Source organism: Sphingomonas oligoaromativorans, from assembly GCF_011762195.1.
GTDB classification, from domain to species: Bacteria; Pseudomonadota; Alphaproteobacteria; order Sphingomonadales; family Sphingomonadaceae; genus Solisphingomonas; species Solisphingomonas oligoaromativorans.
The window spans coordinates 1-25151 of sequence record NZ_JAASQK010000001.1 but is presented as its reverse complement, the minus strand read 5'-3'; the positions used below and the strand labels follow the sequence as shown (position 1 = coordinate 25151).

General features: G+C 67.8%; 23 protein-coding genes and 1 tRNA gene. 14 read left to right on the top strand and 10 right to left on the bottom strand.

Annotation, left to right across the window (positions count from 1 at the left end):
• Positions 1-341 precede the first annotated feature (341 nt).
• The 4 genes from dapB to FHS98_RS00105 all read left to right on the top strand — a co-directional run bounded on the left by dapB (position 342) and on the right by FHS98_RS00105 (position 2327).
• Complete coding sequence (gene dapB / locus FHS98_RS00120) at positions 342-1100, top strand: 4-hydroxy-tetrahydrodipicolinate reductase (RefSeq protein WP_167098039.1); 759 nt, start codon at positions 342-344, stop codon at positions 1098-1100.
• A gap of 2 nt (positions 1101-1102) precedes the next feature.
• The gene (nth, locus tag FHS98_RS00115) at positions 1103-1795 is read left to right on the top strand and encodes an endonuclease III (protein ID WP_167098036.1); all 693 of its coding nucleotides are present in this window, start codon (positions 1103-1105) and stop codon (positions 1793-1795) included.
• A 16-nt stretch (positions 1796-1811) separates the two neighbouring features.
• Positions 1812-2192 (top strand): hypothetical protein, encoded by a 381-nt coding sequence (locus FHS98_RS00110; RefSeq protein WP_167100146.1) that lies wholly within the window; start codon positions 1812-1814, stop codon positions 2190-2192.
• A 58-nt stretch (positions 2193-2250) separates the two neighbouring features.
• Positions 2251-2327 (top strand) — tRNA-Arg (locus FHS98_RS00105).
• Positions 2328-2368: 41 nt separating this feature from the next.
• Here FHS98_RS00105 and FHS98_RS00100 read toward each other — a convergent pair.
• Positions 2369-3271 (bottom strand): sigma-70 family RNA polymerase sigma factor, encoded by a 903-nt coding sequence (locus FHS98_RS00100; RefSeq protein WP_167098034.1) that lies wholly within the window; start codon positions 3269-3271, stop codon positions 2369-2371.
• A gap of 107 nt (positions 3272-3378) precedes the next feature.
• Here FHS98_RS00100 and FHS98_RS00095 point away from each other — a divergent pair, with 107 nt between their 5' ends.
• From FHS98_RS00095 to FHS98_RS00065, 7 genes are all read left to right on the top strand, one after another.
• The gene (locus tag FHS98_RS00095) at positions 3379-3843 is read left to right on the top strand and encodes a carboxymuconolactone decarboxylase family protein (RefSeq protein WP_208401882.1); all 465 of its coding nucleotides are present in this window, start codon (positions 3379-3381) and stop codon (positions 3841-3843) included.
• A 2-nt stretch (positions 3844-3845) separates the two neighbouring features.
• Positions 3846-4328 (top strand): carboxymuconolactone decarboxylase family protein, encoded by a 483-nt coding sequence (locus FHS98_RS00090; protein ID WP_243847788.1) that lies wholly within the window; start codon positions 3846-3848, stop codon positions 4326-4328.
• Positions 4329-4464: 136 nt separating this feature from the next.
• On the top strand, positions 4465-5109 hold the full coding sequence (locus FHS98_RS00085; RefSeq protein WP_167100137.1) for a PepSY-associated TM helix domain-containing protein: 645 nt from the start codon (positions 4465-4467) through the stop codon (positions 5107-5109).
• A gap of 11 nt (positions 5110-5120) precedes the next feature.
• Positions 5121-5600 (top strand): DUF2271 domain-containing protein, encoded by a 480-nt coding sequence (locus FHS98_RS00080; RefSeq protein ID WP_167098031.1) that lies wholly within the window; start codon positions 5121-5123, stop codon positions 5598-5600.
• Positions 5601-5611: 11 nt separating this feature from the next.
• Complete coding sequence (locus FHS98_RS00075) at positions 5612-6469, top strand: DUF4198 domain-containing protein (RefSeq protein WP_167098028.1); 858 nt, start codon at positions 5612-5614, stop codon at positions 6467-6469.
• Between the two features lie 11 nt (positions 6470-6480).
• Positions 6481-7455, top strand: coding sequence for an FAD:protein FMN transferase (locus FHS98_RS00070; RefSeq protein ID WP_341785996.1), 975 nt, complete (start codon positions 6481-6483; stop codon positions 7453-7455).
• A 106-nt stretch (positions 7456-7561) separates the two neighbouring features.
• The gene (locus FHS98_RS00065; protein ID WP_341785995.1) at positions 7562-8341 is read left to right on the top strand and encodes an IclR family transcriptional regulator; all 780 of its coding nucleotides are present in this window, start codon (positions 7562-7564) and stop codon (positions 8339-8341) included.
• A gap of 4 nt (positions 8342-8345) precedes the next feature.
• On the opposite strand, the gene FHS98_RS00060 is transcribed toward FHS98_RS00065, so the two are convergent.
• From FHS98_RS00060 to FHS98_RS00040, 5 genes are read right to left on the bottom strand one after another with little or no spacing between them, the layout of a single operon-like run.
• Positions 8346-9854 (bottom strand): MFS transporter, encoded by a 1509-nt coding sequence (locus tag FHS98_RS00060; RefSeq protein ID WP_208401881.1) that lies wholly within the window; start codon positions 9852-9854, stop codon positions 8346-8348.
• Positions 9854-10966: a beta-galactosidase BglB gene (bglB, locus tag FHS98_RS00055; protein WP_167098025.1), complete on the bottom strand. Its 1113-nt coding sequence runs from the start codon at positions 10964-10966 to the stop codon at positions 9854-9856. The genes FHS98_RS00060 and bglB overlap by 1 nt, the downstream gene beginning before the upstream one ends.
• A 19-nt stretch (positions 10967-10985) precedes the next feature.
• Positions 10986-11300, bottom strand: coding sequence for an L-rhamnose mutarotase (locus FHS98_RS00050; protein ID WP_167098022.1), 315 nt, complete (start codon positions 11298-11300; stop codon positions 10986-10988).
• Entirely contained in the window at positions 11297-12838 is a 1542-nt protein-coding gene (locus tag FHS98_RS00045; protein ID WP_167098019.1) for a rhamnogalacturonidase, read from the bottom strand. The genes FHS98_RS00050 and FHS98_RS00045 overlap by 4 nt, the downstream gene beginning before the upstream one ends.
• Positions 12839-12840: 2 nt before the next feature.
• Complete coding sequence (locus FHS98_RS00040) at positions 12841-14076, bottom strand: rhamnogalacturonan acetylesterase (RefSeq protein WP_243847787.1); 1236 nt, start codon at positions 14074-14076, stop codon at positions 12841-12843.
• Positions 14077-14123: 47 nt separating this feature from the next.
• On the opposite strand from FHS98_RS00040, the gene FHS98_RS00035 reads away from it, so the two are divergent.
• A complete protein-coding gene (locus FHS98_RS00035) occupies positions 14124-14783 on the top strand; it encodes a DUF6250 domain-containing protein (RefSeq protein ID WP_167098016.1) in 660 nt (219 codons plus the stop codon).
• Here the strand turns inward: FHS98_RS00035 and FHS98_RS00030 are convergent.
• Together FHS98_RS00030 and FHS98_RS00025 are read right to left on the bottom strand one after the other, a co-directional pair.
• Positions 14770-15582, bottom strand: a complete 813-nt coding sequence (locus tag FHS98_RS00030; protein ID WP_243847786.1) for a rhamnogalacturonan acetylesterase — start codon at positions 15580-15582, stop codon at positions 14770-14772. The two genes, FHS98_RS00035 and FHS98_RS00030, sit on opposite strands and share 14 nt — an antisense overlap.
• A 2-nt stretch (positions 15583-15584) precedes the next feature.
• A complete protein-coding gene (locus FHS98_RS00025; protein WP_167098014.1) occupies positions 15585-18590 on the bottom strand; it encodes a TonB-dependent receptor in 3006 nt (1001 codons plus the stop codon).
• Between the two features lie 254 nt (positions 18591-18844).
• Between FHS98_RS00025 and FHS98_RS00020 the strand changes: the two genes are divergently transcribed.
• Entirely contained in the window at positions 18845-19939 is a 1095-nt protein-coding gene (locus tag FHS98_RS00020) for an aldose epimerase family protein (protein ID WP_167098010.1), read from the top strand.
• On the top strand, positions 19929-22910 hold the full coding sequence (locus tag FHS98_RS00015) for a beta-galactosidase (RefSeq protein ID WP_167098007.1): 2982 nt from the start codon (positions 19929-19931) through the stop codon (positions 22908-22910). Before FHS98_RS00020 ends, FHS98_RS00015 begins: the two co-directional genes overlap by 11 nt.
• A gap of 45 nt (positions 22911-22955) precedes the next feature.
• Here the strand turns inward: FHS98_RS00015 and FHS98_RS00010 are convergent, their stop codons facing one another.
• Both FHS98_RS00010 and kduD read right to left on the bottom strand, forming a co-directional pair.
• Complete coding sequence (locus tag FHS98_RS00010) at positions 22956-24299, bottom strand: oligogalacturonate lyase family protein (RefSeq protein ID WP_167098004.1); 1344 nt, start codon at positions 24297-24299, stop codon at positions 22956-22958.
• A gap of 92 nt (positions 24300-24391) precedes the next feature.
• Positions 24392-25144: a 2-dehydro-3-deoxy-D-gluconate 5-dehydrogenase KduD gene (gene kduD / locus FHS98_RS00005; RefSeq protein ID WP_167100120.1), complete on the bottom strand. Its 753-nt coding sequence runs from the start codon at positions 25142-25144 to the stop codon at positions 24392-24394.
• Positions 25145-25151 lie beyond the last annotated feature (7 nt).

Sequence of the window (25151 nt, the reverse complement as noted above, 5' to 3'; positions counted from 1 at the left end):
CGAATGCGGTCATCGGGAGATGTCTATGACGATGCTGACGCTAGCGATTACCGCCCCTATTCGCCACCCTCGCTCGGCACGAGCCCACCACCAGCGGTCGCCGTAGTAGAATGGTTCGTTTGACATGGTCCGAACCGCGTCGGCTTTTGGAGATATCGACAAGATGGTTCAATGCCCGCAACTGGACGAAACCCGCCCTCCCGAAACCCGGTTCCAATGTGGGATTCCGAATGGCATGAGGCTCCCATGAGCATCGCCACCGCCCGCCCTCACCCCGCAAGCGCCACGCGCGTTTTGGCCATCACTCGTGTCACCTGCGCCAACTCCGCACAGGCCGCACGATGAGCGGGATCGGCATTCTCGGCGTCACCGGGCGCATGGGCCGCGCGATCGCCAACGTCGCCGCCTCGCAGGACGTCGCGATCGCCGGCGGCATCGATCGCAACGGCGAGGTCCATGGCGACCATCCCGACGCCCCCGCTCTGGCGAAAGCGGCCGATGTCCTCATCGACTTCACTTCCCCTGACGCGCTCGCCGAGCATCTCGACGCGGCGGTCGCGGCCGGCACGCCGATCGTCATCGGCACCACCGGCCTCTCGCCCGAGCATCATGCGCTCATCGACGACGCCGCCCGGAAGATCGCGCTCGTCCAGACCTACAACACCTCGCTCGGCGTCAACATGCTGCGCGGGCTGGTCGAAGAGGCTGCGCGCCGGCTCGGGCCGGACTGGGATATCGACATCGTCGAGATGCACCACCGCCACAAGCTCGACACCCCCTCGGGCACGGCGCTGCTGCTCGGCGCGTCGGCGAATATCGGGCGGGGTGCGAAGGACGGCCGCGCGCTCAACCGCTTCGACCGGATGCAGGAAGGCCCGCACGAGCGTGAGGAAGGCGGCATCTACTACGCCTCTCTGCGGGGCGGCTCGGTCGCGGGCGACCATCAGGTGATCTTCGCCACCGACGGCGAGCGCATCGAGCTCGGCCACCGCGCCGAGAGCCGGGCGATCTTCGCCAAGGGCGCGGTGAAGGCCGCGCTCTGGCTCACGCAGGGCCGCGCGCCGGGGCGCTACACCATGGCCGACGTGCTGGGGCTCTGAGCTTGAAGAAGGCCGATATCTTCGAGTTCTACCGGCGGCTGGCGGAGACCGATCCCGCGCCCGAGACCGAGCTTCAGTGGACGAACCCCTATACGCTACTGGTCGCGGTCGCGCTCTCCGCGCAGGCGACCGATGTCGGCGTGAACAAGGCGACCCGGCTGCTGTTCGAAGAGGTCGACACCCCGGCTGGGATGCTGGCGCTGGGCGAGGCCGGCCTCAAACAGCACATCAAGACGATCGGCCTGTTCAACACCAAGGCCAAGAATGTCATCGCCGCGGCCCACATCCTCGTAGACCGGCATGGCGGCGTGGTGCCCGAGGATCGCGCCGCGCTGGAGGAGCTTCCCGGCGTCGGGCGCAAGACGGCGAATGTCGTGCTGAACGTCGCCTTCGGCCATGCGACGATCGCGGTCGATACGCACATCTTCCGCGTCGCCAACCGCACCGGGCTTGCGAAGGGCAAGGATGTCCGCGCCGTCGAGGACAAGCTCGAAAAGGTCACCCCCGAACCCTTCCGGCTGCACGCGCACCACTGGCTGATCCTTCATGGCCGGTACATCTGCAAGGCGCGAAAACCGGAATGCTGGCGATGCCCCGTCATCGATCTCTGCGCGTTCCGCCCGAAGACGCCCGCGCCCGCCGCGAAGGGCATTGAACCGGGCGCCGTTCCGCAGGCTCTAACGGGCGATGCCTGAACCGGAGGAGGATGCCATGTTCCGTCCTGTCGTCTTCGCCCTGATGATCGCCACGCTCGCCGGCCCCGCCCTCGCGCGGCCCCTGAAGCCCGAGCAGGAGGCGAAGATCCAGCCCGCCGGCAAGCCCGAGCACTGCATCTCGGCCTCGAACATCCGCGAGACCCGCGTGCGCGATGACAGCACGATCGATTTCTACATGCTGGGCGGCAAGGTCTATCGCAACAAGCTGCCGCAGAGCTGCCCCCAGCTCGGCTTCGAGGAGCGCTTCGGCTACAGCGTCACCAACAACCAGCTCTGCTCGGTGGATATCATCCACGTCATCCAGTCCCCGCCCTCGATTCCGGGCGCGGCGTGCGGGCTGGGGGACTTCCAGCCGATCACCGGCGCGCCACGCTGACAAGAAGCGCAACGAGGGGCTGGCGGGGCACGAAAGGCTCTGCTAGGTGCCCCCTCAGGCACCCGTAGCTCAGCTGGATAGAGCGCTGCCCTCCGAAGGCAGAGGCCACAGGTTCGAATCCTGTCGGGTGCGCCATCAAACCCAATAAAATCAGTCGCTTCGCTCGCAGAACCGAGCTATCCGGCGTTGCTGAAACGCTGATCGGCGTCGAGCATGGTCACGTCCAACCCGTCCAGGCTTTCGCGATCCGCCACGGCCTCGATGCCGATGATATGATCGCCTTTCAGGGTGACCCGCAGCACAAGCAACAGGCGGCCACCGGCCTCGACCGCGATACCGAGCGCTCCGTCGAACATGGCCGGCCTGGCGCTGCGGGCGCGTCCGTTGAACGCGTTGGCGACCGCCGCGGGACCGCGCAGTTCCGCCTGCGAACCCAGCCGCATCGCAGCCTCGTCGGCCCGGAACACGACATCGGGATCGAAAATGGATAACAGCGCCTCGAAATTGCCGTCGCGCGACGCCGCGATAAAGGCCTCGATCACGTCACGCCGGCGGGCGCGATCCGCTTGCGGAGAGATTGGGCTGCCCTGCATCCGCTGACGGGCGCGACTGGCAAGTTTGCGAGTTGCCTCGGTCGTGCGCCCGACGATCGGGGCGATGTCGTCGAACGGCAGGTCGAACATGTCGTGCAGCACGAAGGCGACGCGCTCGGCCGGGCCGAGCGTTTCCAGCACGACCAGCATGGCAAGGCCGACGGAATCGGCCATGGCGATCTCATATTCGGGATCATAGGAGGCGGTGCCGGCTTCGGACGGCAGGTCGGCCTCGTCCCCGCAGATGGCATCTTCCCGCCGCAGCTTACGGGATCGCAGCATATCCAGGCAGATGCGGGCCACCACGGTTCTCAGCCAACCGCCCAGATTCTCGACATCACTGACATTTGTCCGATCCAACCGCAGCCATGCCTCCTGCACGGCATCTTCGGCCTCTGTTCGGGAGCCCAGTATGCGGAAGGCGACGACCGTCAGATGAGCGCGGTTTGCCTCGAAGTGCCCCGCCAGAATTCTTTTTTCGTCCATCGGTCACATTCCCCCTCAGCCATACGTCATGCCCGTGACGAACGGAATCCAGCCGATGTGACCAACGGGCGCCGGAATCGTCGCGAACCCGATCTAGCACGGAGAAAATGGCCATGCAGGCGCGAATGAAGAACCCCGTCCTTGTCATTCCCGAAGCGATGCAGGCGCTGATGGCGCTCAACAAGGCAACGGAAATGAGCGGCCTTTCCGAGGTCACCATCAAGCTGGTCCATCTTCGGGCCAGCCAGATCAACGGGTGCAGCGTGTGCGTGGACATGCATGCGCAGGAACTGAAGAAGGCAGGCGAAACCGATCGGCGCATCTTCGCCGTGGCGGCTTGGCGCGACACGCCGTTCTTCACCGAGGCCGAGCGCGCGGCGCTGGCCCTTGCGGAGGCCGTGACCCGCATTGCCGACCGGGCGGACGCGGTGCCGGACGACGTCTGGAACGAGGCGACCCGATATTATGACGAGAAGGCTCTGTCCGGGCTGCTCCTCCAGATCGCACAGATCAACGTGTGGAATCGGCTGAACGCCAGCGTGAGGCAGGTGGCCGGCGCGGCGTGGAGCTGAACATGCCGGAGACCGCGCGCGCCGCGGCCGAACAGCGTGCGGGAAGCAAAAGTGAGGATTGCATGACGAACGGCATCCCGAAGTCCGGCGAAAGCCGGCTGGAGCGCGGCAAGCGGACACTCGCCGAGATCGATGGCGAGGCCGGCAATAATGTGGTGGCCGCGCTGGCCGATATTGCCCCGGACTTCGCAGACTATCTGTTCGAATTCCCCTTCGGCGACATCTACAGCCGTCCGGGCCTCGATCGGCGCGCTCGCGAGATCGCGACCATCGCCGCGCTGACGGCGATGGGAAACGCAAGCGCGCAATTGAAAGTCCATATCGAGGCCGGCCTCAATGTCGGGCTGACCAGGGATGAAATCATTGAGATCATCATGCAGATGGCGGTCTATGCCGGCTTCCCGGCGGCCCTCAACGGGCTGTTCGCAGCCAAGGACGTCTTCGCTGCCAGATTCCCGGTCGAGCAGGACGACGCGCCATCCTGACGGCGGGGATCGAGCCGGTCGCCCATTCGCATTGACGGCTCATCCCCACCGCGTCACGAAGCACATTAATGCGATCTGTTCGCATTAGCTATTGAGCAAGTCCGTCTGCCGTTCTAGGCCCTGCTGCGTGACCCAGATGCAGCCTCCTCCCGTCCGCCACCGCCGCAAGCCCGCGCTCAAGTGGCGGAACTGGTGGCTCAAGCAATTGCACACCTGGCACTGGGTCAGCGCGGCCATCTCGTTGACCGCCATGCTCGCCTTCGCGATCACCGGCATCACGCTGAACCACGCCGCCTCCATCCCCGCGCATCCCGTCACCGTCGATCGGGAGGCGTTGCTGCCCGCGTCGCTCCGCCCGCTGCTCGCGCACCCGGCGGCGAAGGACGCGCCCCTGCCCGAGCCGGTCGCGAGCGCGGTCAAGGCGGAGGTGGGGCTCGATGCCGGCGGAAGGGCGGCGGAATGGTCGGACGATGCGGTCTATGTCGCCCTGCCCCGCCCCGGCGGAGACGGCTGGGTCAGCATCGATCGGGCGAGCTGGAAGATCACCTCCGAGGTGACCGATCAGGGCTGGATCTCCTACCTCAACGATCTCCACAAGGGCCGCAACACCGGCCGCGCCTGGTTCTGGTTCATCGACGTCTTCGCGGTGGCGTGCGTGTTCTTCACGCTCACCGGGCTGGTGCTGCTCTATATCCATGCCAAACGGCGGCCCGCCACCTGGCCGCTGGTGCTCGGCGGCTTCGCCATCCCCTTTCTCCTCGCCGTCCTGTTCATCCATTGAGGGATATCGCCATGCGTCCAACCTCCGTCCTGCTGCTCGGCGGCGCGCTCGCCGCGCCCGCGACCGCCGGCACCGTGACCGTCACGGTGCCCCGATTGAGCGTCGCCGAATATCACCGCCCCTATGTCGCCGTGTGGCTGGAGCCGGCCGGCGGCGGCACGCCGCGCACGCTGGCGGTGTGGTACGATATCAGGAAGGCCGGAAACGAGCCGGGCACCAAGTGGCTGTCCGAGCTGCGCGCCTGGTGGCGCAAGGGCGGGCGCGGCATGGCGATGCCCGCCGACGGGATCAGCGGCGCGACGCAGGCGCCGGGGCCGCACAATATCGCCCTTCCCGCCGATCTGAAGCCCGGCGCCTATGTGCTCAACGTCGAGGCCGCGCGCGAGACGGGGGGCCGCGAACTGGTCTCCGTTCCGGTCAACCTGCCGGCGGGCAATGCCCGCGCGACCGGCAAGGCCGAGCTTGGCGCCGTCACCCTCTCCGCCCGCTGAAGGACCATTCCATGAGAGCGCTCGTATCCCGCCTGCTCGTCGCCACCGCGCTGCTGTCCGCGCCGGCCGCCTTGTCCGCGCATCGCCAGTGGCTGCTGCCGTCGACCACCATCGTGTCGGGCACCGATAACTGGGTGACGGTGGATGCCGCCGTCTCCAACGATCTCTTCTATCCCGATCATTTCCCGATGCAGACCGAGAGCATCCAGGTGTGGCAGCCGGACGGCTCGACCGGCGCGATCCAGAATGCGGCGAAGGGGCGCTATCGTTCCACCTTCGACGTGCAGCTCGACAAGCCGGGCACCTGGAAGATCGGCACCGCCAGCACCAACGTGTCCGGCAGCTTCAAGCTGAACGGCGAGGACTGGACGGTCGGCCGCCGCCGCGGGCCGCCGCGCGGCCCCGAGGGCGCCGGCCGCCCCGCCCATTCCGTCGCCACCGCCGCCGACATCCCGGCGGGCGCCACCGACGTGAAGCTCACCGAGATGAGCAGCCGCAACGAGATCTTCGTGACGGCCGGCGAACCCACCGCCACCGTGCTCAAGCCCACCGGCAAGGGCCTCGACATGGAGCCCGTCACCCACCCGGACTCGCTCGTCTCGAACGAGCCGGCGCGCTTCCGCTTCCTGATCGACGGCAAGCCGGCGGCGGGCCTCAAGGTGACGCTGATCCCCGGCGGCAAGCGCTATCGCGACAGCGAGGGCGTGATGGAGCTGGCGACCGGCGCCGACGGCGTGCTGGAGGTGAAGTGGCCGGCGCCCGGCATGTACTGGCTGAACGCCACGACGACCGACAATCACCCCGCCACCCCGCGCGCGACCGAGCGGCGGATGAGCTACACCTCCACGCTGGAGGTGATGGCGCCCTGAACCCGCCGATCGTGAGGATCGCGCTCCCGCCCGCCATTTCGGCGCAGGCCTTCGCCGGGCGGGACGCGGCCGCGCCGGTGATCGCCCTCGCCGGCGAGACGATGGGGACGACGTGGAGCGTGCGGTTCGCCCGCCCGCCCCATGTCGATCCACAGGCCGTGCGCGCGGCCATCGTCGCGCGGCTCGACGGGCTCGTCCGGGAGATGAGCCATTGGCAGGCGGATTCGCTGCTCTCGCGGTTCAACCGGGCGGCGGCGGGGCAATGGATCGCGCTGCCGCCCGATTTCGCGCAGGTGATGGCCGAAGGCCTCGCCATCGCCGAGCGGAGCGGCGGAGCGTTCGATCCGTCGATCGGGCGGATCGTCAACCTGTGGGGCTTCGGACCGGTCGCGGCGCCTCATCCCCCCTCCGGTGACGGGATCGACGCCGCATTGGCCTCCGCGGGATGGCATCGGCTCGCCTATGACGCCCCGGCGCGGCGGCTGCGCCAGCCGGGCGGCACGATGCTCGACCTGTCCGGCATCGCCAAGGGCCATGCCGTCGATGCGGTGGCCGATCTGCTTCATGCGTCGGGCATCCGCCATGCCCTTGTGGAGATCGGCGGCGAGCTGGTCGGGCGCGGCGTGCGGCCGGACGGCGATCCCTGGTGGGTCGATCTCGAAGTGCCGCCGGGGCTGGACGTGGCGCCGCTGCGCATCGCGCTGCACGGCCTCGCGGTGGCGACATCGGGTGACTATCGGCGCGGCGCCCATACCCTTGATCCGCGCACGGGGCGGCCGATCGCGCACGGCACCGTCTCGGTGAGCGTGCTCCATGACAGCGCGCTCCGGGCCGACGCCTGGGCAACCGCGCTGACCGTGCTCCACCCGGAGGAGGCCATGGCGCTCGCCACACGCGAAGCCATCGCCGCGCGCCTCCTCATCGTGGCGGACGGCGAGACGCGCGAACGCGTCACGCCCGCCCTCGCCGCGATGCTGGAGGACTGAGGGAGATTAGCCGCCTCTTTCGCCGGACATGCTTTCGCGGACCTTGCTCGCGCTCGCCCGGAGTTTCCGCTAGCGTGCGGACAACGATCAACCTCAAGGTGTTTGGGTGAAAGACGAGAAGACGACCGGCGGCGTGGATTCGCCCAGTGGTGCTCAAACCCTCATGCGTGCGCTCGACATCCTCGACGAGACGCTGGACGGGCCGACCAAGATCCAGGATCTCGCGACCAAGCTCGGCCTCACCAAGACGACCGCGCATCGCCTCGTGAAGGCGCTGCGCTCGCGCGATTATCTGGCGTTGACGCCGGACGGGCTGACGCTGGGGCCGAAGCTGCTCCAGCTCGGCCAGAAGGCCCGCGAGCATATGGACCCGGCGCGCGTCGCCCGCCCGCATATCGAGCGCCTCTCCGAGCTGACCGGCCATTGCGCCTTCATCGGCAAGCGCGAGGGCGACTGGTCGCGCCATCTCGATCGCGTCACCGGGCGGCAGCGCCTGCTGGTCGCCACCTCGCCGGGCGATCGCCGCCCGATCGCGGAGACGGGGATGGGCAAGGCGCTGCTGCTCGACGAAAGCGAGGAGGAGCTGCGCCGCCTCTATGATCTGGCGAAGGGCGGCCATGCCGCGCCCGCGCGGATGAAGGCGTGGCTGGCCGAGATGAAGACCAACCGGGAGCAGGGCGTGGTGCTCCACGATAGCGAGATCGGCGACGGCGTGCGCTCGATCGCGGCGCCGATCCGGGGCGCCGACGGGCGCATCTCGCTGGCGATCAACATCGCCAGCGCCGCCCATTATCTCGACGACGCGGCGATGGAGAAGATCGCCCCGCAGGTCCGCCAGACGGCGGCGGACATCAGCGCGGCGCTCGGCTACTCGCCGAAGGCCTGAAGGCTCAGCCCCGGCCCCACAGCCGCTCATAGGAGCGGCCGGACAGATCCTCCACGATCTCCCGCGCCTCGGGGGACGTGGGGGTCCGGGCGCCGGCCTTGAGATGCTCGATCTCGGCCATCAGCACGCCATGCGTGCGGCTGTCGAGGCGGAAGCGGAAGGAGACGGCGATCCCCGCCGCCAGCACCGCGAGCGTGCCTGCCGCCAGCACCCAGGCCAGCACATGGATCGCACCGGCGCTCTGCACCGCCGCCCTGGACTGGAACCCGCCCGCCTGCATCACGAGGCCGACGCCCGCCACCGCGGCCGCCTGCGCCGCCTTGCGGATGAAGGTCATCACGCCGGCGAAGCTGCCCTCGCGGCGCTTGCCGGTCATGATCTCGTCGACGTCGGCCATGTAGTTGTAGGTGGCCCACGGGATATAGTTGAGCGCCCCGCGCCCCAGCCCGGCGAGCGCGATGGGGATGTAGAGCGTCCAGCTCGCGCCCGTCTCCCCGCCCCACCATAGGCCGATCAGCGCCACCACGCCCGCGCCGAAGCTCAGCGCCGCCAACCGGTACGCGCGGGCGGGGGAACTCCTCAGCGCCATGTTGATGGCGATGAACACCGCCACAAGCTGCACGACATAGAGCGTGCCGAGCAGCCCCGAGGCGATCGCCGTCGTCCCCGCCAGCGCGAAGATCACGAAGAAGGTGAAGGCGGCGTTGAAGATGTCCTGGCTGATATAGCCGCCCAGATACATGCCGAGATGCAGCCGGAACGCCCGCACCCTCATCGTCGAGAACAGGTTGCGGTAGAGCGCGGTGAAGGCGCTGCCGACGCCCTCCCCCTTGCGCCCTTCCAGAGCGCTCGCGGGCAGATGCCGCTCCCAACTGAAAGCGTAGAGAAACCCCGCCGTGGCCATGAACAGCCCGGCGAAGATCACGCCCATGTAGAAGAAGGTCTGCGGGCTGTCCTTGCCCAGCCATTCGATCAGCCAGAGCGGCATGAACCCCGCGAGGATCGCCGAGACCTGCCCGAACAGGATGCGATAGCCGGCGAACTTCGCCTTGGTGGCATAGTCGGTCGACATCTCGGCGGCGAGCGTCTCGAACGGGATGATCTCCATCGCGTAGACCATCTCGAACAGCACATAGGTGACGAGATAATAGAGGAAGCCCTGCCCCGGCAGCCACATCAGCGCGAAGGAGGGCAGCAGCGGGATCGCCGCGAGGATGAAGAAGCGCCGCCGCCCGAACCGCCGCCCGAGCCAGTGCCCGCCGAACCGATCCGAGATATGCCCGATGAGCGGCGAGGTGAACGCATCGAGGATGCGCGCCACCGCGAAGATGGTCGCCGCCTGCCCCGCCGAAAGCCCGCAGAACTTGGTGTAGAAGATCAGCACCCAGCCCGACACGATCGCCATCGATCCCGCGCCGAGGAAGTCGTTCGAGCCATAGGCGATGAAGTTGATGAGCCCCACCCGGCGGGCGGGCGGGGCTTCCTGTTCGGCGATCGGGCGGGGAGCGTTCATCAGATGTAGCTGCGCAGGAATTCGCCGAGCGCGCAGATGGCGAGGCTCTGGCCATAAGGCATCGAGGTCAGCGGGATGTCCTTGTAGAACTGCATCGTGTCGCCCATCGCCGTGCCGAACGACACCTGCTGAAGCTCGCCCGTCTCGTCGATATTGGCAAGCACGCCATGGATCGCCTTGAGGCCGACCGGCAGATACTCCGCCGGCAGATAGCCCTTCCGCACCCCCTTCAGGATGCCATAGGCGAAGCCCGCCGTGGCGGAGGCCTCCAGATAGCTGGTCGGGTCCACCACCAGCGTGTGCCACAGGCCGCTTTCGTCCTGCGTCTCGGCCAGCGTCTTCACCTGGGCGGCGAGCGTGTCGATCAGGAAGGTGCGGAGCGCATCGCCCTCGGGCAGATCGAGCATCTCGATGATCTCGGGGATGGCGATCGTCACCCAGCAATTGCCCCGCGCCCAGAGCGCGCCCGCGAAATTGTGCCGGCCCTCGAAGGTCCAGCCATGATACCAGAGGCCCGTCTTGCGATCGGCCAGATATTTGATGTGGACGAGGAACTGGCGCTTGGCCTCCTCGACATAATGCGGCCGGTCGAGCAGCAGGCCGATCTTGGCGAGCGGCAGGACGGACATCATCAGCGTGTCGTCCCACATCTCCTGCGGGTTCTCGTCGTTGAAGACGATGTGCTGGAAGCCGCCCTCCTCCGTCTTGGGCAGGCCGTCGGGCGCCATCAGCCATTCCGCCCAGGTGTCGAGATAGGGGATGTAGCTGATGTCGCCGGTCCGCTCGTAGAGATAAGCGAGTGTCAGGAAGGGCGCCATCGTGTTGATGTTCTTGGTGGGCGTGCCGGCCGCGAAGCGGTCGCGGAACCAGTCGATCATCACCCGGAAGGCGGTCTCGTCGCCGGTCTGCTCATAGAAGCGATAGAGGCCGAACAGGCCGACGCCGTGGGTCCATTCCCAATCGTTCCAGCCCTTGGTGTCGATGACGCGGCCGTCGTCGAGCCGCAGGAGGAACTCGCCCGTCTCGTCCTTGATGTTGACGAGATTGTCGATGAGCCTGGCGATGGCGTCCAGCACGTCCTGTCGGGGAACGTCGTGGGTAAGGGCGGCCATGGAAAACAATCCTCTTGGGTTAAGCGAGGTGAAACAAGGGGGTAAGCGGCCATTCGCGCGGGCGGTTGCCGGGCTCGACCTCCATCAGCGGGGCCATATGATCCCACCAGCGCTTCATGATCGGATGATCGGGCAGGCTGTCGCGGCGGTTGTCGTCGGCGAGGTCGAGCACGGCGAACAGCGCCAGCGTCTCCTCGTCGAGGAAGATCGAATAATCGCTGATGCCGGCGTCGCGGAGAAGCTCGGCCAGCTCGGGCCAGATGGCGTCGTGGCGGCGGCGATATTCCTCCACATGGCCGGGCTTGAGCTGCATTCGGAAAGCGTGACGGGTCATGATACGCGGCCCTTTTGGTCGATACGGTTGTGCCAGAGCGGGGTGTCGGCGACGGCGATGCGCTCCACGTCCTCGGTCATCATCGGAGGGCGGGCGTCGGGGGTGGCGGTGCTGATCTCCAGCCCCCGGATGCGGATGTCGCGCGCGTAGCGCATCCACAAGCCCCAGGCGGGCAGCGTGCCGAACATCGAGGGCTCGGGATAGGCATCGGCCACCTCCGCCGGGCGCAGCGCCGCGTCGGCCACCGTGCCGCCGCCCGCGAAGCCGAGATGGATGCGCTCCAGGCTGACATCCGCGACGGGATGGCCGGGAAGCCCCGCGAGAATGGCGGGGTAGCGGTGATCTATGCCGGTCGCGTCGATGTCGGAGAGGCGGATGCCGGCCGTGCTGCCGATGCCGGTTCCCTCCGGCCCGCGCCTGCGGTCGCCGACGCGGACGAAGATTGGCGCGGTGGTGACGTCGCGCATCACGATGTCGCGCACGGTGACGTCGCGCATCGCGCCGCCGTCGACCGTCTCCAGCGCGAGGCCGCGGCAATGCTCGAAGCGGCAACGTTCCACCAGGACGTGCGCGTAGCCGCCATTGCTCTCGGTGCCGAGCTTGATGCGGCCGGTCGGGCGGTCACGATCGGGGGCGAGCGCCTGCGTGGTGCCGCGCGTGCCGTCGAGCATGGTGCCGATATCGTAGCCCGAAACGGTGCAGTCGCTGATGACGACATCTTGCGCCGCCTTGAGATGCCCGAGCGCGAGGCTGCTCTTCACCACGATCGCGTCGTCATTGGGCGAGTTGACGCGGCAGCCGCGCACCCGTGCGCCCTGCACGCAGTCGAGGTCGATGCCGTCGCGCTGGGTATCGATACTGAGATCGTCGATCTCGATGCCTTCGGTGCCGGTCGCGAGGATCGCCATGTGCCCGCCGCGCAGGATCGTGAAACCGGAGAGGCGGATGCGCCCGCCGCCCCGCAGCGCAATCGCCTTGTTGCCCTGCCCGTTCATCGCAGCGGCATCAGGTTCGAGCCTCGCGATGGCGTGGTCGTCCAGTCCGCGCATCGAAAGCGGGCGCTCGCCGGTCGTCTTGTGCCAGCGCGCGCCGGGGCCGTTGCGGGTAAGGCCGCGCCCGTCGATCAGGCCGGGGCCGGTGATGGATACGCGCTCGACGCCGTCGCCCCAGAACAGGCTGTTCGCCCAATGGCTGTGCCCGAAATCCTGATAGAGGACGTCGCCGCGATCCTCGGGCAGATCGTACCGGCCGCGATGGCGCGCGGGGTCAGCCGCCTCGATCACCGCGCCGGACTCGAAGACCAGCGCCACGTCGCTGCGCAGCCGGATCGAGAAGCAGAGATACCGCCCCTTGGGGATGACGACCGTGCCGCCCCCCGCCCGCGCCGCCTCGGCGATGGCGCGGTTGAAGGCGCCGGTGTCGAGCGTCACGCCATCGCCGCGCGCGCCGAGCGTCCGCACGTCGAGCGGCGTCGCGCCCCGCGCGGCTCCGGGGAGCATCGCCACCGCGCCTGTCAGGAGGGCCTCGCGCCGGGTCATGCTCAGTTCCCCGCCGGACGCGCGCTGCTGCGCGCGACGCTCTCGGGGATGCGCACCTGCTCGGGCAGAGGCGGTTTCGCCGGATCGAAATGCACCGCCCCCGGCGCGATATGCGCGGCCAGCGACGGATCGACCTTCGCCAACTGCTCCGCCACCGCGTTGGCGAGCAGCCATGCGCCGTAATTGTCGTTGTGCGTCCTGTCCCTGCCGCCATCGTTGAAGGCGAGCGGCGATCGCGCCGGCCCCAGCGCCTCGTAGATCGCGCGGCTGGCGGCGTTGAGATCGACGAGCGCGACATGCTCCTCCGCCGCCACCTTGCGCATCGCGGCAACATACTCGTCCAGCGTGCCGACGAGCTTGCCGTCCGCGCCGAAATTGCGCCGCTCGGGCGGGGTCACCAGCACGGGCGTGATCCCGCGCCGCTGCGCCTCGGCGATATACGCCTTCAGATAGGCCGGATAGGTGTGGACCGGATCGACATAGGTCTGCGGCCACTGCGCCTTCTGGTCGTTATGGCCGAACTGGATCAGCAGCCAGTCCCCCGCCTTCGCCTGCGACAGCAGCTTGTCGAGCCGCAGGCCCGAGAGAAACGACTTCATCGTCTCGCCGGACCAGGCATGGTTCGCCACCGCCACCTTGTCGTCGAGAAGGGCCGGCAGCATCTGGCCCCAGCTCGCGGCGGGCTCGCTCGGCTGGTCGGTGACGGTGGAATCGCCGGCCAGGAAGAGCGTCGGCGCGGTGGCGGGTTCGATCGTCACCGTCTTCACGCGGGGTTGCCCGAGGAACTCCAGCGTCAGCCGGTCGTCCCAGTCGGGCACCTTCGCCTCGGCGGCCCCGAGCCGAACATGATCGCCGCCGGGCGCGTTCAACGGCGGCGGCGTGAGCGCGGGCGTGCGCACCGCGACGAGGAAGCTCCGCGTGACGCTCCGGCCGGGCCGCGCCGTGACGTCGAGCAGCATCAGGCGGCGGCTCTCCGCCTTGACGGTGGTGTGGCCGACCCCGAACGTGACGGTGACGCGGTACAGCCCCTCGGGCACCGCCGCCGACAGCAGAAGGGCATCGGCGCGGCTCCCCGGCTCATAGCCGGCACCGCCCGCGCGATAGGGCTGGCCGGCAGGAACCGGGACGAAACCCTGCTTCGCGCCCGAACCGTCGAGCGACAGGCGCCACAGCGGCTCGGCCGGCGCGGGGGCGGCGCTCATCGCCGCAGCGAGTGCGATCAGGGCGAAAGCCTTCATGTCAGACCTTTCGCCGCGCGGCGATTCGCGTTTAGGATCAGCGCCCTATGACCAAGCTCCGCTTCGCCCTGCCCATCCTGCTGCTCGCCGCGGCCTCCCCGCCCAAGGGCGACGATTTCCGCCACGGTCTTGGCCAATGGCGCATCGAGGCGGAGGCACCCGCCAAGGTCAGCGCGCACGACGGCATTCTCGATATCGACAGCCCCAAGGGCATCTCGCTCTGGTATCGCCCGGCGCTCAGCGGGCCGGTCCGCATCGAGTTCGACGCGCTGCCCGTCTCCGAAGGCGGCCCCGACGACGCGGTGAGCGACGTCAACGCCTTCTGGATGGCGCACGACGTCGGCGCGACGGACCCGCACACGCCGCCGCACAAGCGCAGCGGCGCCTTCGCGGAGTATGACGACCTGCTGACCTATTATGTCGGCATCGGTGGCAACCGGAACACGAGCACGCGCTTCCGCCGCTACATCGGCAAGCCCGGCAACCGCCCGCTGCTGCCCGAGCATGATCGCAGCGACGCGGCCGCGATGCTCCAGCCCAATCGCTGGACGCATGTGACGCTGATCGCGGACGGCCATCATATCGCGGTGGAGCGCGATGGCGCGACGCTGTTCACGCTGGAGGATCGGGAGCCCTACAGCGCCGGTCATTTCGCGCTGCGCACGACCAAGAGCCATCTGCGCATCCGCAACCTCACGATCCACTAGCCGCGCAAACGGGGGAGCCGAGCGCCGACACGGCATCGGCATCCCCCGCCCGCACCGCCCGCGCGACGGGCAGCGGGAGCGCCGCCAGATCCTTCGCGACGATGGCGGCGGCCGCGCGCGCACCCAACTCGTTCAGGTGGGTCGTGTCATGATGCCCGTCGGGGAAGCGGACGACATGATCCTCGGGCGCGTAGATCAGATAATAATGTGCCGATGCGGCCTCGCCCTTGCCGTCGATGAAGGCCCGGAAGTCCGCGTCGAGATCGATCAGCGGCGTGCCGGTCTCCGCCGCCACCGCGCGCACCGTGGCCGAGTAAGCGCCGTGCGTGTCCTTCGCATGACCGCCCTCGAACTCGTGGCGCGCGATCGGGGTGACGAGCACCGGCTGCCCGCCCTTCGCCCGCACGTCGGACACGAAGCGGGTGAGATTGGCCTTATATTCGGCGTCCGGCTCGGTGTGCCGGTACATCTTGGTGCGATCCTCGTCATTGTGGCCGAACTGGATCAGCACCGTGTCGCCGGGGCGGAGCGTGGCGAGCAGGCCATACCACAGCCCCTCCTCCAGAAAGGTCTTCGTGCTGCGCCCGCCGCGCGCGAGGTTCATCACCGATACGCGCGGAGACAGGTTGCAGCCCAGGAACATGCCCCAGCCCATCTGCGGGAACTGGCTGGGCTTGTAGACCGCCGCCGTGGAATCGCTGGCGATCAGCACCCGGCCGGGAGCCGGAGCGGCATGGGCGCCGCCGATGGCCATCGAGGCCATGGCGACGCCCAGCGTCCAGGGAAAGCGCGGGATCATCCTCAGAACTTGTACCGCGCGCCGAAGAAGAATTGCTGCCCGGTCTTGGAATAGACCTGCTGGTCCTGGCGATCCTCACCGTCCCAATAGCTGGTCGGCTGGTTGGTGAGGTTGAGCGCGTCCACGCTCAGCGTCAGCTTGTCGGTCAGCTTGTAGCTCATCGACGCATCGACGTTGGTGCTGGAGAAGGCGCCCGCCGTGTCGGCAAGGCCCGCGCGCACCGGCACGATGCGCAGATACTGGTCGCGATAGGCCAGCGACACGCGGGCCGAGAATTTCGCATCCTCATAATAGAGCGTCGCGTTCGCCGAATTGGGCGAAACGTTGATGAGCGGCGCGATCAGCGTCGGCCCGCTCGCGTTGGTGGTGAGGATGTACGAGATCTTCGAGTGGATGTGCGTGTAGTTCACGATTCCGCCGAAGTGCTTGAGGAAGCCCGGCAGGAAGGTGAAGGGCTGCTGCCACGCCAGCTCGAAGCCGTCGATATTGCCGCCCTTGGTGTTCTCGTAGCTGGTGACGTTGGTGGTGCCGTTGGGATCGCCGCTCGCCGGCAGCAGCTCGAGCGGCAGGCCGGCGGCCGAATAGGTCGTCGTCTGCGTCACCTGCTGCACGAAATTGCTGACATTCTTGTGGAAATAGGCGGCTGACAGCATCGCGCCGGTCTGGAAATACCATTCCACGGCGGCATCGATATTGGTGGCGCGATAGGGATCGAGGTTCGGATTGCCGACCGTCGCCGAATAAGGCACCTGCGCCGTGCCGATCGAGCCGCCCGGCGTCAGATAGCTGAGCGACGGACGCGACATCACCTTGGCGACGGCGAAGCGCGCCGTCAGCTTGGGCGTGATGTCGAGCGCGAGGTTCCCGGCCGGCAGGAAGTCGTCATAGTTGCGCCGCGCCCTGGTCAGCACGCCATTGCCGACATAGCCGGTCGAATGCTGGTTGGTGTGGGCATAGCGCAGGCCGCCATTGCCGCGCAGCACCATGCCGAAGGGCAGGTCGAACTTGAAATCGAGCTGCGCATAGGGGCTGAGATCGCGCTCGATCACCGAGCGGTTGTCGCCCTGCGCACCGGTGCCGAGCGAGCCCAGGCGCCAGTCGCCATACTGGTTCACGCAGCCGCAATCGACGTCGAACATGTTCATGATCTTGTCGATGTTCGGTACGATGAACGAGCTGGTCGAGCCCGACGGCAAGCCGATATCGTCGATCGAGACGCGGCTGCTGATGTCGGCGATGCTGGTGCCGGCAGGAAGCTGCGGGATGGTCGTGTTGTCGACGATCCGCTGCTCACGCTTCGAGACGAAGCTGAACCGCTTGTAGGTGATGCCCGCCTTGGCGGTCAGCGCGTCGCTGAGCTGATATTCGAAATCCGCCTTCAGATCGCGGAAGCGGTTGTTCACGCGCGACTTATATTCGCGGATGCTGTCATAGCCCGGCTGGAACGCCCAGTTGTTGGGGTCCGTCGCGTCGAAACCATAGTTCAGGTAGGGCGTGTGCGGCGAGTTGCGCGCGTCGTAGACGAAATTGTCGCCATCGAAATGGCTGAACGTCACCAGCCGCGAATAGGGATTGTTGAACAGCGACGCCGACTGGCCGTAGAGCAGTTTGAGCTTGCCGCGGCTGCCGACATCCTGCGTGGCACTGATGTTCCACTGATAGAATTGCGTCGTGGAGACGTTCTTCGAATTGGTGACACTGAAATCGGTGTCGTCGAACACGCCATAGACCATCTCGCCCGCGTCGTTCGCCTCGAAATCGCGCACCTTCATGTTGGGGCGGCCGGCGAGCTGGGCGGCGGTGAGCGTCGAATTGGCGTTCGCCACGCCGTTGCCGCGATTGAGGCTGATCGGGTTGGTGGCGAGGTCGTTCTGGTTCTGGTGATAGCGCGAATAAGCGAGATCGACCGTGATGAGCGTATGATCGGTCGGCCGCGCCTGGAAGGAGGCGGTGACGCCGAGGCGCTCCTCGCGATCGATGAAGCGGCCATAACCCGGCAGGCGCGGCACGAACACGTTGGGCTGGTTGAGCTTGTTATAGGCGTCCGGCGTCGAGCCGGGGAACTCGCCCGGCGCCGCGATGCACTGGGAGGCGTGCGGCGCGGTGCCGATCAGCGGGTTGACCGGCGTGACGGCGCTGCCGGGCACGACCGGGCAGAAGCCGTTGTTGAGATCGCTGAAATCGGCCAGCGCCGTGTCGGAATAGGCGTCTTCCTGCACGCGGCGCTTGGAATAGGCGGCCGAGACCAGCACGCCGAAGCGATCGTCGTCGAACGTCTTGCTGATGAGGCCCGCGAAGCGCGGCGCGGCGGACTTGCCCATCGGATAATAGGCGCCCTGCCCGGAAATCGCCGCCTGGAAGCCGGGATGGTCGAACGGGCGGCCGGTCTGGAGATCGACGGTCGCGCCGAGCGAGCCCTCGTCCACCTCGGCCGACTGCGTCTTGTGGACGACGATCGAGTTGAACAGCTCGGAGGCGAACACGCTGTAGTCGAAGCTGCGGCCCTTGTTGATGCCGCTGCCGAGCGTCGAACCGGTGGTGGCGGCGATCGCCTCCAGCCCGTTGAAGCGGGTGCGGCTGAAATCGCCGCCGAGGCCGCGCACCGTGATGTTGCGGCCCTCGCCGCCGTCGCGCTCGATCGAGATGCCGGGGATGCGCTGGAGCGAGTCCGCGAGATTGGCGTCGGGGAAGGCCGCGATATCCTGCGCGTTGATCGCGTCCACCACTTCGGCGGACTTCTGCTTGATGCGGATCGCGGACTGGAGGCTCTGCCGGAAACCGGTGACGACGATCTCCGGCGCGCCGCCCTGAGCGGCGACATCGGGAGCGGGCGCGTCGGCGGGGGCCGGAGCCGCCGCGGGGGTCGCCGCCGGCGTGGCGGCGGGTGCCGCCGGATCGGCGGCCCATGCCGCCGCCGGCGCGCCAAGCAGCAGAACACCTGCGATACCAGTACCAACGCTGCCACGAAGGCGCTGTGAAAGACGAACGGTCCGCCGCTTGGTCATCATACCCCTCTCCGGGTGAAATCCATAATGTGGAATTATGTTCTATCTTGTGGAGTATGCCGCAGATTGATTCGGTGTCAATCCTCTGATGACGTTTTGTCGCAATTTATGAGAGACAGTGCCACCAAATGGAATATCGAAAGGCAGTCGGGGATGCCCGCCCCCTCCAATCACCGCTTGCCGGCCCGGATATTGTAAGACATATCCTGGGAAGCCTGTGCAGATAATGGGAACAAGGGGATAAGGATGCCACGTCGATGATCGCCGCTTTGTCTCTCGCGCTGGCGAGCGTGGTGGCCATGCCGGCCGGCAAGCTCGACGACGGACGCACGGTCGAACGCTATGTCCTCACCAACGCGCGCGGCCATCAGGTGAGCCTGCTGACGATCGGCGGCGCGATCGACGCGATCCGAATGCCGGATCGTCATGGCAGGCTCGCCAATGTCGTGCTCGCCCTCCCCAGCCCCGCCGACTATGCCGAGCGCACCAATTTCGGCAGCATCGTCGGCCGCTATGCCAACCGCATCTCGCAGGGCGGCTTCACCATCGACGGGCATCGTTACGCGCTCTCGCCCGATCCGACGGCGACGATCCTGCACGGCGGCAAGGACGGCTTCTCGGAACGCATCTGGAAGGCCGAGCCCTGCCGCACCGCCGGATGCAGCGCGGTGACGCTCCGCCTCACCAGCCCGGACGGGGACGGCGGCTTCCCCGGCACGCTGGAGGTGGCCGTCACCTACAGCCTCTCGGCCGACGACACGCTGCGCATCGACTATCGCGCGACGACCGACAAGCCGACCGTCGTGAACCTCACCAACCACAGCTATTTCAACCTCGCCGGCGCCGACAGCGGCAGCGCGGACGGGCAGACGATCCAGATCCTCGCCTCGCATTATACGCCCGCCGACGAGCATCGCCTGCCGACCGGCGAGTTCCGGTCCGTCGCCGGCACGGTGTTCGATCTGCGCACCCCGGTGGCGATCGGCACGCGGGTGAACCGCGACGATCCGCAGCTCCGCGCGGCGCACGGCTTCGACCATAATTTCGTGCTGGACGGGCCGAAGGGCGACACCCCCACGCTGGCCGCCGTCGCCCACGATCCGGCGAGCGGGCGGACGCTCAGGCTCTACACCACCGAGCCGGGCCTCCAGTTCTACACCGCCAACGGCTTCGACGGCGGGATGACCGGCGCGGACGGCACGCTGCTGCGCCAGGGCGCCGGCTTCGCGCTGGAGACGGAGCATTTCCCCGACAGCCCGCACCACCCGGATTTCCCGACGACCGTGCTCAGGCCGGGCGCGGTGTTCCACTCGACCACCCTCTATCGCTTCGGGGTCGACGATGCGCGCTAGCCGTCGCCGGCTGCTCGCGCTCGGCGTGGCGCTTGGCGCCCTCGCGGCGCCTCTCCGGGCCGCCGACGCCCCCAGATCGCGCGTCACCTACGACCATTACTCGATCCTGATCGACGGCAAGCGGACCATGGTGTGGAGCGCCGAGTTCCACCCCTTCCGCCTGCCGAGCCCCTCGCTGTGGCGCGACGTGCTCCAGAAGATGAAAGCGTCCGGTTTCAACACCGTCTCGCTCTATTTCGACTGGGGCTATCACACGTCGCAGCCCGGCCGGTACGACTTCCACGGCATCCGCGACATCGACCGCGTGCTCGACATGGCGCGCGACGAGGGGCTCTACGTCATCACCCGCGCCGGGCCTTATGTGAACGCGGAGCTGGCGCGCGGAGGCTTCCCCGGCTGGCTGACGAGACAGGCCGCGCAGGCCCGCACCGACGCACCCGAATATCTCGCCGCCGCCGACGAGTGGATGACGCAGATCGACCGGATCATCGCGCGCCACCAGATCGACACCGGCAAGGGCACGGTGATCCTGCATCAGATCGAGAACGAACTGAGCGCCACCAATCCCACCCAGCAGCGCTATATGCGCCACCTCTATGACAAGGCGCGGGCGGACGGCATCACCGTGCCGATCTTCCACAACGATCCGGGCCGGCAGGGTCGCTGGGTGCCGCCGGGCGCCGATGTGCCGGGCACGGTGGAAGGGCCGAACGACCTCTACGCCTTCGACGGCTATCCGGGCGGCACCTGCGACGTCCACAACCAGCCGACCAGCGGCACGCCCGCGCCCGACTGGGGCCTGTGGGGTCCGGGCGGCGCGCAGGGCGGATCGAGCGCTTCGCCCCACACGCCGGGCTTCCTCGCCGAGTTCGGCGGCGGCTGGTTCGATTATTGGGGCTCGAACGGGCTCTATCCCTGCAACGCGATCCAGCGCGGCAAGGGCTATCAGCGCGTCTTCTACGGCACCAACATCGCCAACGGCATCGCCATCCAGAATTTCTACATGGGCTATGGCGGCACGAGCTGGGGCTGGATGCCCGCGCCCGTGGTCTACACCTCCTATGATTATGGCGCGGCGATCGCGGAGGATCGCACCGTCCGCCCCAAGGCGCTGGAGCTGAAGCAGCTCGGCGAATTCGTTCAGGCCGTCCCCGATCTGGCGCAGCTCGACAAGGGCGCGCCCGTCACCATGTCGTCGCCCGCCGTCCGCGTCTATCGCGACGTCAATCCGGCGACGCACGCGCAACTCCTGTTCGTCACGCACCAGCCGTCCAACGCGCGCGGCGATGACGCTTTCACCATCACCGCGGACCTCCCCGACGGCCAGTATCGCCTGCCGCAGGAGGGCGAGATGCGGCTTGACGGGCTGGACGCCAAGCTGCTGGTCGCGGGTGTCGATCTGGAACGGCAGCGGCTGGTCTACTCGACCTCCGAATTGCAGACGGCGCTGCGCCGGGGGGCGGAGGACATCGCGCTCCTCTACGGCCGCTCGGGCGAGCCCGGCGAGACGGTGCTGCGCTATGCCAGCGCGCCCAAGGTGACGGTGATCGACGGCGCCGTCCGCTCGATATGGGACGAGGCCCGCCACGACCTGCGCCTCGACTATGCGCATAGGGGCCTCGCCCGCGTCCGCATCGAAGGCGGTGGACGCGCGCCGCTGCTGCTCCTGATCGGCGATGAGGCGGAGGCGCAGCGCTTCTTCCGACAGGACGCGACGCTGGAGCGCGGGCCATCGCTGGTCCGCACCGCACGCGCCTCGGGTGGGACGCTGGCGCTGACCGGCGATACCGCCGGCGCCGAGCCGCTCGAAGTCTGGGGACCGGCCACGCTCCGCCGCGTGAACTGGAACGGCGCGGCCGTCCCGGTGATGCCCTCCCCGAGCGGCAGCCTCGTCGCGACGAGGCCCCTGCCCGCCCCCCGTGCCTTCTCGCTCCCCGACCTCACGCAAGCGACCTGGCGCTATGCCGAGGACATCCCGGAAGCCCGCCCGGACTTCGACGACAGCGCGTGGGCCGAGGCCGCCCACGCCCCGGATCGCAGCACCATCAAGGCGCCGACCGGCCAGCCCACGCTCCAGATGGACGCCTATGGCTTCCACCAGGGCGATGTCTGGTATCGCGGCCGCTTCCACGGCTCGCCCGACGCGCGGCGGATCACGCTGCATTATGGCGGCGGCGGCGCGGGGATGCTCCAACTCTGGATGGACGGGCATTTCCTCGGCGAGCATGAGCTGCCCGCCGGCCTCGCCAGCCCGGTGACGACGGGCGTGGCGGAGTTCACCCTCCCACCCGAGGCCGAGAGCGGCGACCATCTCCTCTCGGTGATGGTCCGCAACGACGGCAACAATTGGGACTTGCTGGTCGACGACGCGCACAAGGAGCCGCGCGGCCTCATCTCCGTCTCGCTCGACCGCCCCGGCGGCATGAGCTTCGCCGTGCCCGTGTCGTGGAAGATACAGGGCACCAAAGGCGGCGAGGCGCTGGCCGACTGGGCGCGCGGCCCGCTCAACAATGGCGGCCTCCACGGCGAGCGCGAGGGCTGGACGCTGCCCGGCTTCCCCGATTCCGGCTGGGCCACGCGCAAGGTGCCCGATGCGACGCCCGTCACCGGCACGAGCTGGTATCGCAGCGGCTTCGATCTCGCCGTGCCGGCCGGCGAGGATGCCACCATCGGCGTGCAGATCGGCGATCCCTCAACGCCGCGCTCGCCGGGCCGCTATCGCGTGCTGATCTTCGTCAATGGCTGGAACATGGGCCAGTTCATCGCGAATATCGGCCCGCAGCGCGTCTTCCCGATCCCCGAGGGCATCCTCCACCATCGCGGCCACAACACCCTCGCTCTCGCGGTGACGAGCGACGGCCGGCCGGGCAACGGCCTCGAAGCGGTGAAGCTGGTGACGATGCGCCACGTCCGCGGCGGCGTGCCGGTCGAGCCGGTGGCGGCGCCCGACTACAAGGCGCTGTTCCCCTGATCCGGGAACTCCGGCCGGGATGCGACATCCCGGCCGGAGCAGACTTCACTGCGCCTTCGCCAGCTCGACGGCGTAGACCTGCGTGCCGCCGAACATGTTGGAGCGGAACACCAGCCACTTTCCGTCCGGCGTGAAATTGCCGTTGGGCTCCAGCCGGTAATCCTGCTTCGACATGTTCACCAGCTTCTCGGCCTTGAAGAAGCCGGGCTTGATGAGCGCATCGGCGTTGGGCGCCTTGATGCCGGCGACGTCGGGGATGGTCTGCGGGCGGAAGAGGTACATCCACTTCCCGTCCGGCGCATGGGCGACCATCTCATTGTCGCCGCCGTCGCCCGAGAACAGCGTGCCGTCGGGCGAGCTGTGATAATGCACCGACCATTCGTTGCGCTGGAGGTGATACCAGGTGCGCTTGCCCGTCGCGATCTCATAGCCGGCGACCCAGAAGTCCTCGCCGCGCGGCGTCTGGAGATCGTACCAGATGGTCTTGCCGTCGTGTGAGAACCACTCGTGGCCGGCGATCTCCATGTTCATCGTGCGGTGATGGATGGAGACCGGCTTGGCGCCCGGCTGATCGGTGCGGATCGTCCAGAGTCGGTCCACCTTGTGCCACGGCCCCTCGTGGCAGAACATCAGCAGGCCGGGGTCGGTCGGCGAGAATTGCAGGTGGTTGAGCCAGTCCGTCGAGCCATAGACCGCCTTCTTCGCGCCGGTCTTCGTGTCGATGGTGAACATCGTCATCGGGATCTTGGCTTCCAGGCGCTCGTTCATCCGCGTCTCCTTCGCCTCGGCGTAGGTGAGCGGTTTCCCGTCCGGCCCGGTGGCCTTGTAGTCGGCCTGATCGTAGCGCGTGTCGCGCTTCTGGAAATAAGCGAGGCTGGCGGATGCGGCGCCCGGATCGGTCTCGACGCCGCCGAGCAGCGTTTCGTCGGCGTTGATCGTCTGGATGTCGCCATGGGTCACGTCGGCGATCTTGCGCGTGCGCCCGGTATCGACGTCGGCGGCATAGACCGTCTTCGGCGCATCGCCCTTCCCGGGCATGGTGATGTAATAGACGCTCCGGGTCTTGTGCCCGGTGAAGAGCATCCGAAACGGCGTCTTGATCCGCACGATGATCGTCAGCTTGCGCGTCTTGAGGTCCACCGTGGCGATGCCTTCGGGCACGGTGATGAGCAGCTTGTCGCCCTGCGGCGTGTAGCCGTTATAGTTGAAATAGAGGCTGGAGCTGCCCGGCTCGTCCGACAGGCGGACGATGCGGTGGCCGGTGTCGGGATCGATCCATTCGCGGGGAATGTCCGCCTTGGCGACGGATTGGGGGGCGGTGGCCGGGGGAGCCGCCGCCAGCGGGCTTCCGGCCAGAAGGAGCGTCGCGATCAGGGATAGGCGCTTCATGGATCCTCTCATCGGCCGATGGCCGGCCGCTCTCGATATGGGCTCCCCCCGGAGCATATGGGCCGGGCACAGGTAGCCCGGCCGATCTCATGTCACCTTGCGAGCCATCCACCATCGACGGCGAGGATATGTCCGTGGACATATCGTGCGGCGTCGGAGGCGAGGAAGACGGCGGCGCCGCCGAGGTCTTCGGGGCGGCCCCAGTCGCCCGCCGGGATGCGCTCGCGGATCGCCCTGTCGCGCGCCTCGTCGGCCTGCAACGCGGCGGTGTTGTTGGTCGCGATATAGCCCGGCGCGATCGCGTTGACGTTGACGCCCCTGGCCGCCCACTCGTTGGCCAGCAGCTTGGTCAAGCCGCCGACACCCGACTTCGACGCCGTGTAGCTCGGCACCCGGATGCCGCCCTGGAAGGTCAGCATCGAGGCGATGTTGATGATCCTGCCCGAGCCCCGCGCCAGCATGTGGCGACCGGCGGCCTGGCACAGGAAGAACACCGACTTCAGATTGGTGTCGATCACCGCGTCCCAGTCTTCTTCCGTGAAGTCGACCGCGTCCGCCCGCCGGATGATCCCGGCATTGTTGACCAGGATGTCGAGCTTGCCCAACCCCTCGACCACCGCGTCGACCACGCCTGTGACCGGCGCGATGGTGGAGAGGTCGGCCGGCACGATCTCCGCCCGCCGCCCGAGCGCGCGGATGTGCGCCGCGGTCTCCTCCGCCGGCGTCCGCCCGATCAGCGCGACGTCCGCGCCCGCCTGCGCCAGCGCCAGCGCGATGCCCTGCCCGATGCCGGTGTTGGCCCCCGTCACCGCCGCGACCCGGCCCGAAAGGTCGAACGGGCTCATGCGAGCT

What these genes read in the sequence shown, in the direction of transcription:
- dapB (WP_167098039.1), top strand. Translation starts at nt 342, where the DNA reads ATGAGCGGGATCGGCATTCTCGGCGTCACCGGGCGCATGGGCCGCGCG.
- FHS98_RS00110 (WP_167100146.1), top strand. Translation starts at nt 1,812, where the DNA reads ATGTTCCGTCCTGTCGTCTTCGCCCTGATGATCGCCACGCTCGCCGGC.
- FHS98_RS00100 (WP_167098034.1), bottom strand. Translation starts at nt 3,271, where the DNA reads ATGGACGAAAAAAGAATTCTGGCGGGGCACTTCGAGGCAAACCGCGCT.
- FHS98_RS00095 (WP_208401882.1), top strand. Translation starts at nt 3,379, where the DNA reads ATGGCCATGCAGGCGCGAATGAAGAACCCCGTCCTTGTCATTCCCGAA.
- FHS98_RS00090 (WP_243847788.1), top strand. Translation starts at nt 3,846, where the DNA reads ATGCCGGAGACCGCGCGCGCCGCGGCCGAACAGCGTGCGGGAAGCAAA.
- FHS98_RS00085 (WP_167100137.1), top strand. Translation starts at nt 4,465, where the DNA reads ATGCAGCCTCCTCCCGTCCGCCACCGCCGCAAGCCCGCGCTCAAGTGG.
- FHS98_RS00080 (WP_167098031.1), top strand. Translation starts at nt 5,121, where the DNA reads ATGCGTCCAACCTCCGTCCTGCTGCTCGGCGGCGCGCTCGCCGCGCCC.
- FHS98_RS00075 (WP_167098028.1), top strand. Translation starts at nt 5,612, where the DNA reads ATGAGAGCGCTCGTATCCCGCCTGCTCGTCGCCACCGCGCTGCTGTCC.
- FHS98_RS00060 (WP_208401881.1), bottom strand. Translation starts at nt 9,854, where the DNA reads ATGAACGCTCCCCGCCCGATCGCCGAACAGGAAGCCCCGCCCGCCCGC.
- bglB (WP_167098025.1), bottom strand. Translation starts at nt 10,966, where the DNA reads ATGGCCGCCCTTACCCACGACGTTCCCCGACAGGACGTGCTGGACGCC.
- FHS98_RS00050 (WP_167098022.1), bottom strand. Translation starts at nt 11,300, where the DNA reads ATGACCCGTCACGCTTTCCGAATGCAGCTCAAGCCCGGCCATGTGGAG.
- FHS98_RS00045 (WP_167098019.1), bottom strand. Translation starts at nt 12,838, where the DNA reads ATGACCCGGCGCGAGGCCCTCCTGACAGGCGCGGTGGCGATGCTCCCC.
- FHS98_RS00040 (WP_243847787.1), bottom strand. Translation starts at nt 14,076, where the DNA reads ATGAAGGCTTTCGCCCTGATCGCACTCGCTGCGGCGATGAGCGCCGCC.
- FHS98_RS00035 (WP_167098016.1), top strand. Translation starts at nt 14,124, where the DNA reads ATGACCAAGCTCCGCTTCGCCCTGCCCATCCTGCTGCTCGCCGCGGCC.
- FHS98_RS00030 (WP_243847786.1), bottom strand. Translation starts at nt 15,582, where the DNA reads ATGATCCCGCGCTTTCCCTGGACGCTGGGCGTCGCCATGGCCTCGATG.
- FHS98_RS00025 (WP_167098014.1), bottom strand. Translation starts at nt 18,590, where the DNA reads ATGATGACCAAGCGGCGGACCGTTCGTCTTTCACAGCGCCTTCGTGGC.
- FHS98_RS00020 (WP_167098010.1), top strand. Translation starts at nt 18,845, where the DNA reads ATGATCGCCGCTTTGTCTCTCGCGCTGGCGAGCGTGGTGGCCATGCCG.
- FHS98_RS00015 (WP_167098007.1), top strand. Translation starts at nt 19,929, where the DNA reads ATGCGCGCTAGCCGTCGCCGGCTGCTCGCGCTCGGCGTGGCGCTTGGC.
- FHS98_RS00010 (WP_167098004.1), bottom strand. Translation starts at nt 24,299, where the DNA reads ATGAAGCGCCTATCCCTGATCGCGACGCTCCTTCTGGCCGGAAGCCCG.
- kduD (WP_167100120.1), bottom strand. Translation starts at nt 25,144, where the DNA reads ATGAGCCCGTTCGACCTTTCGGGCCGGGTCGCGGCGGTGACGGGGGCC.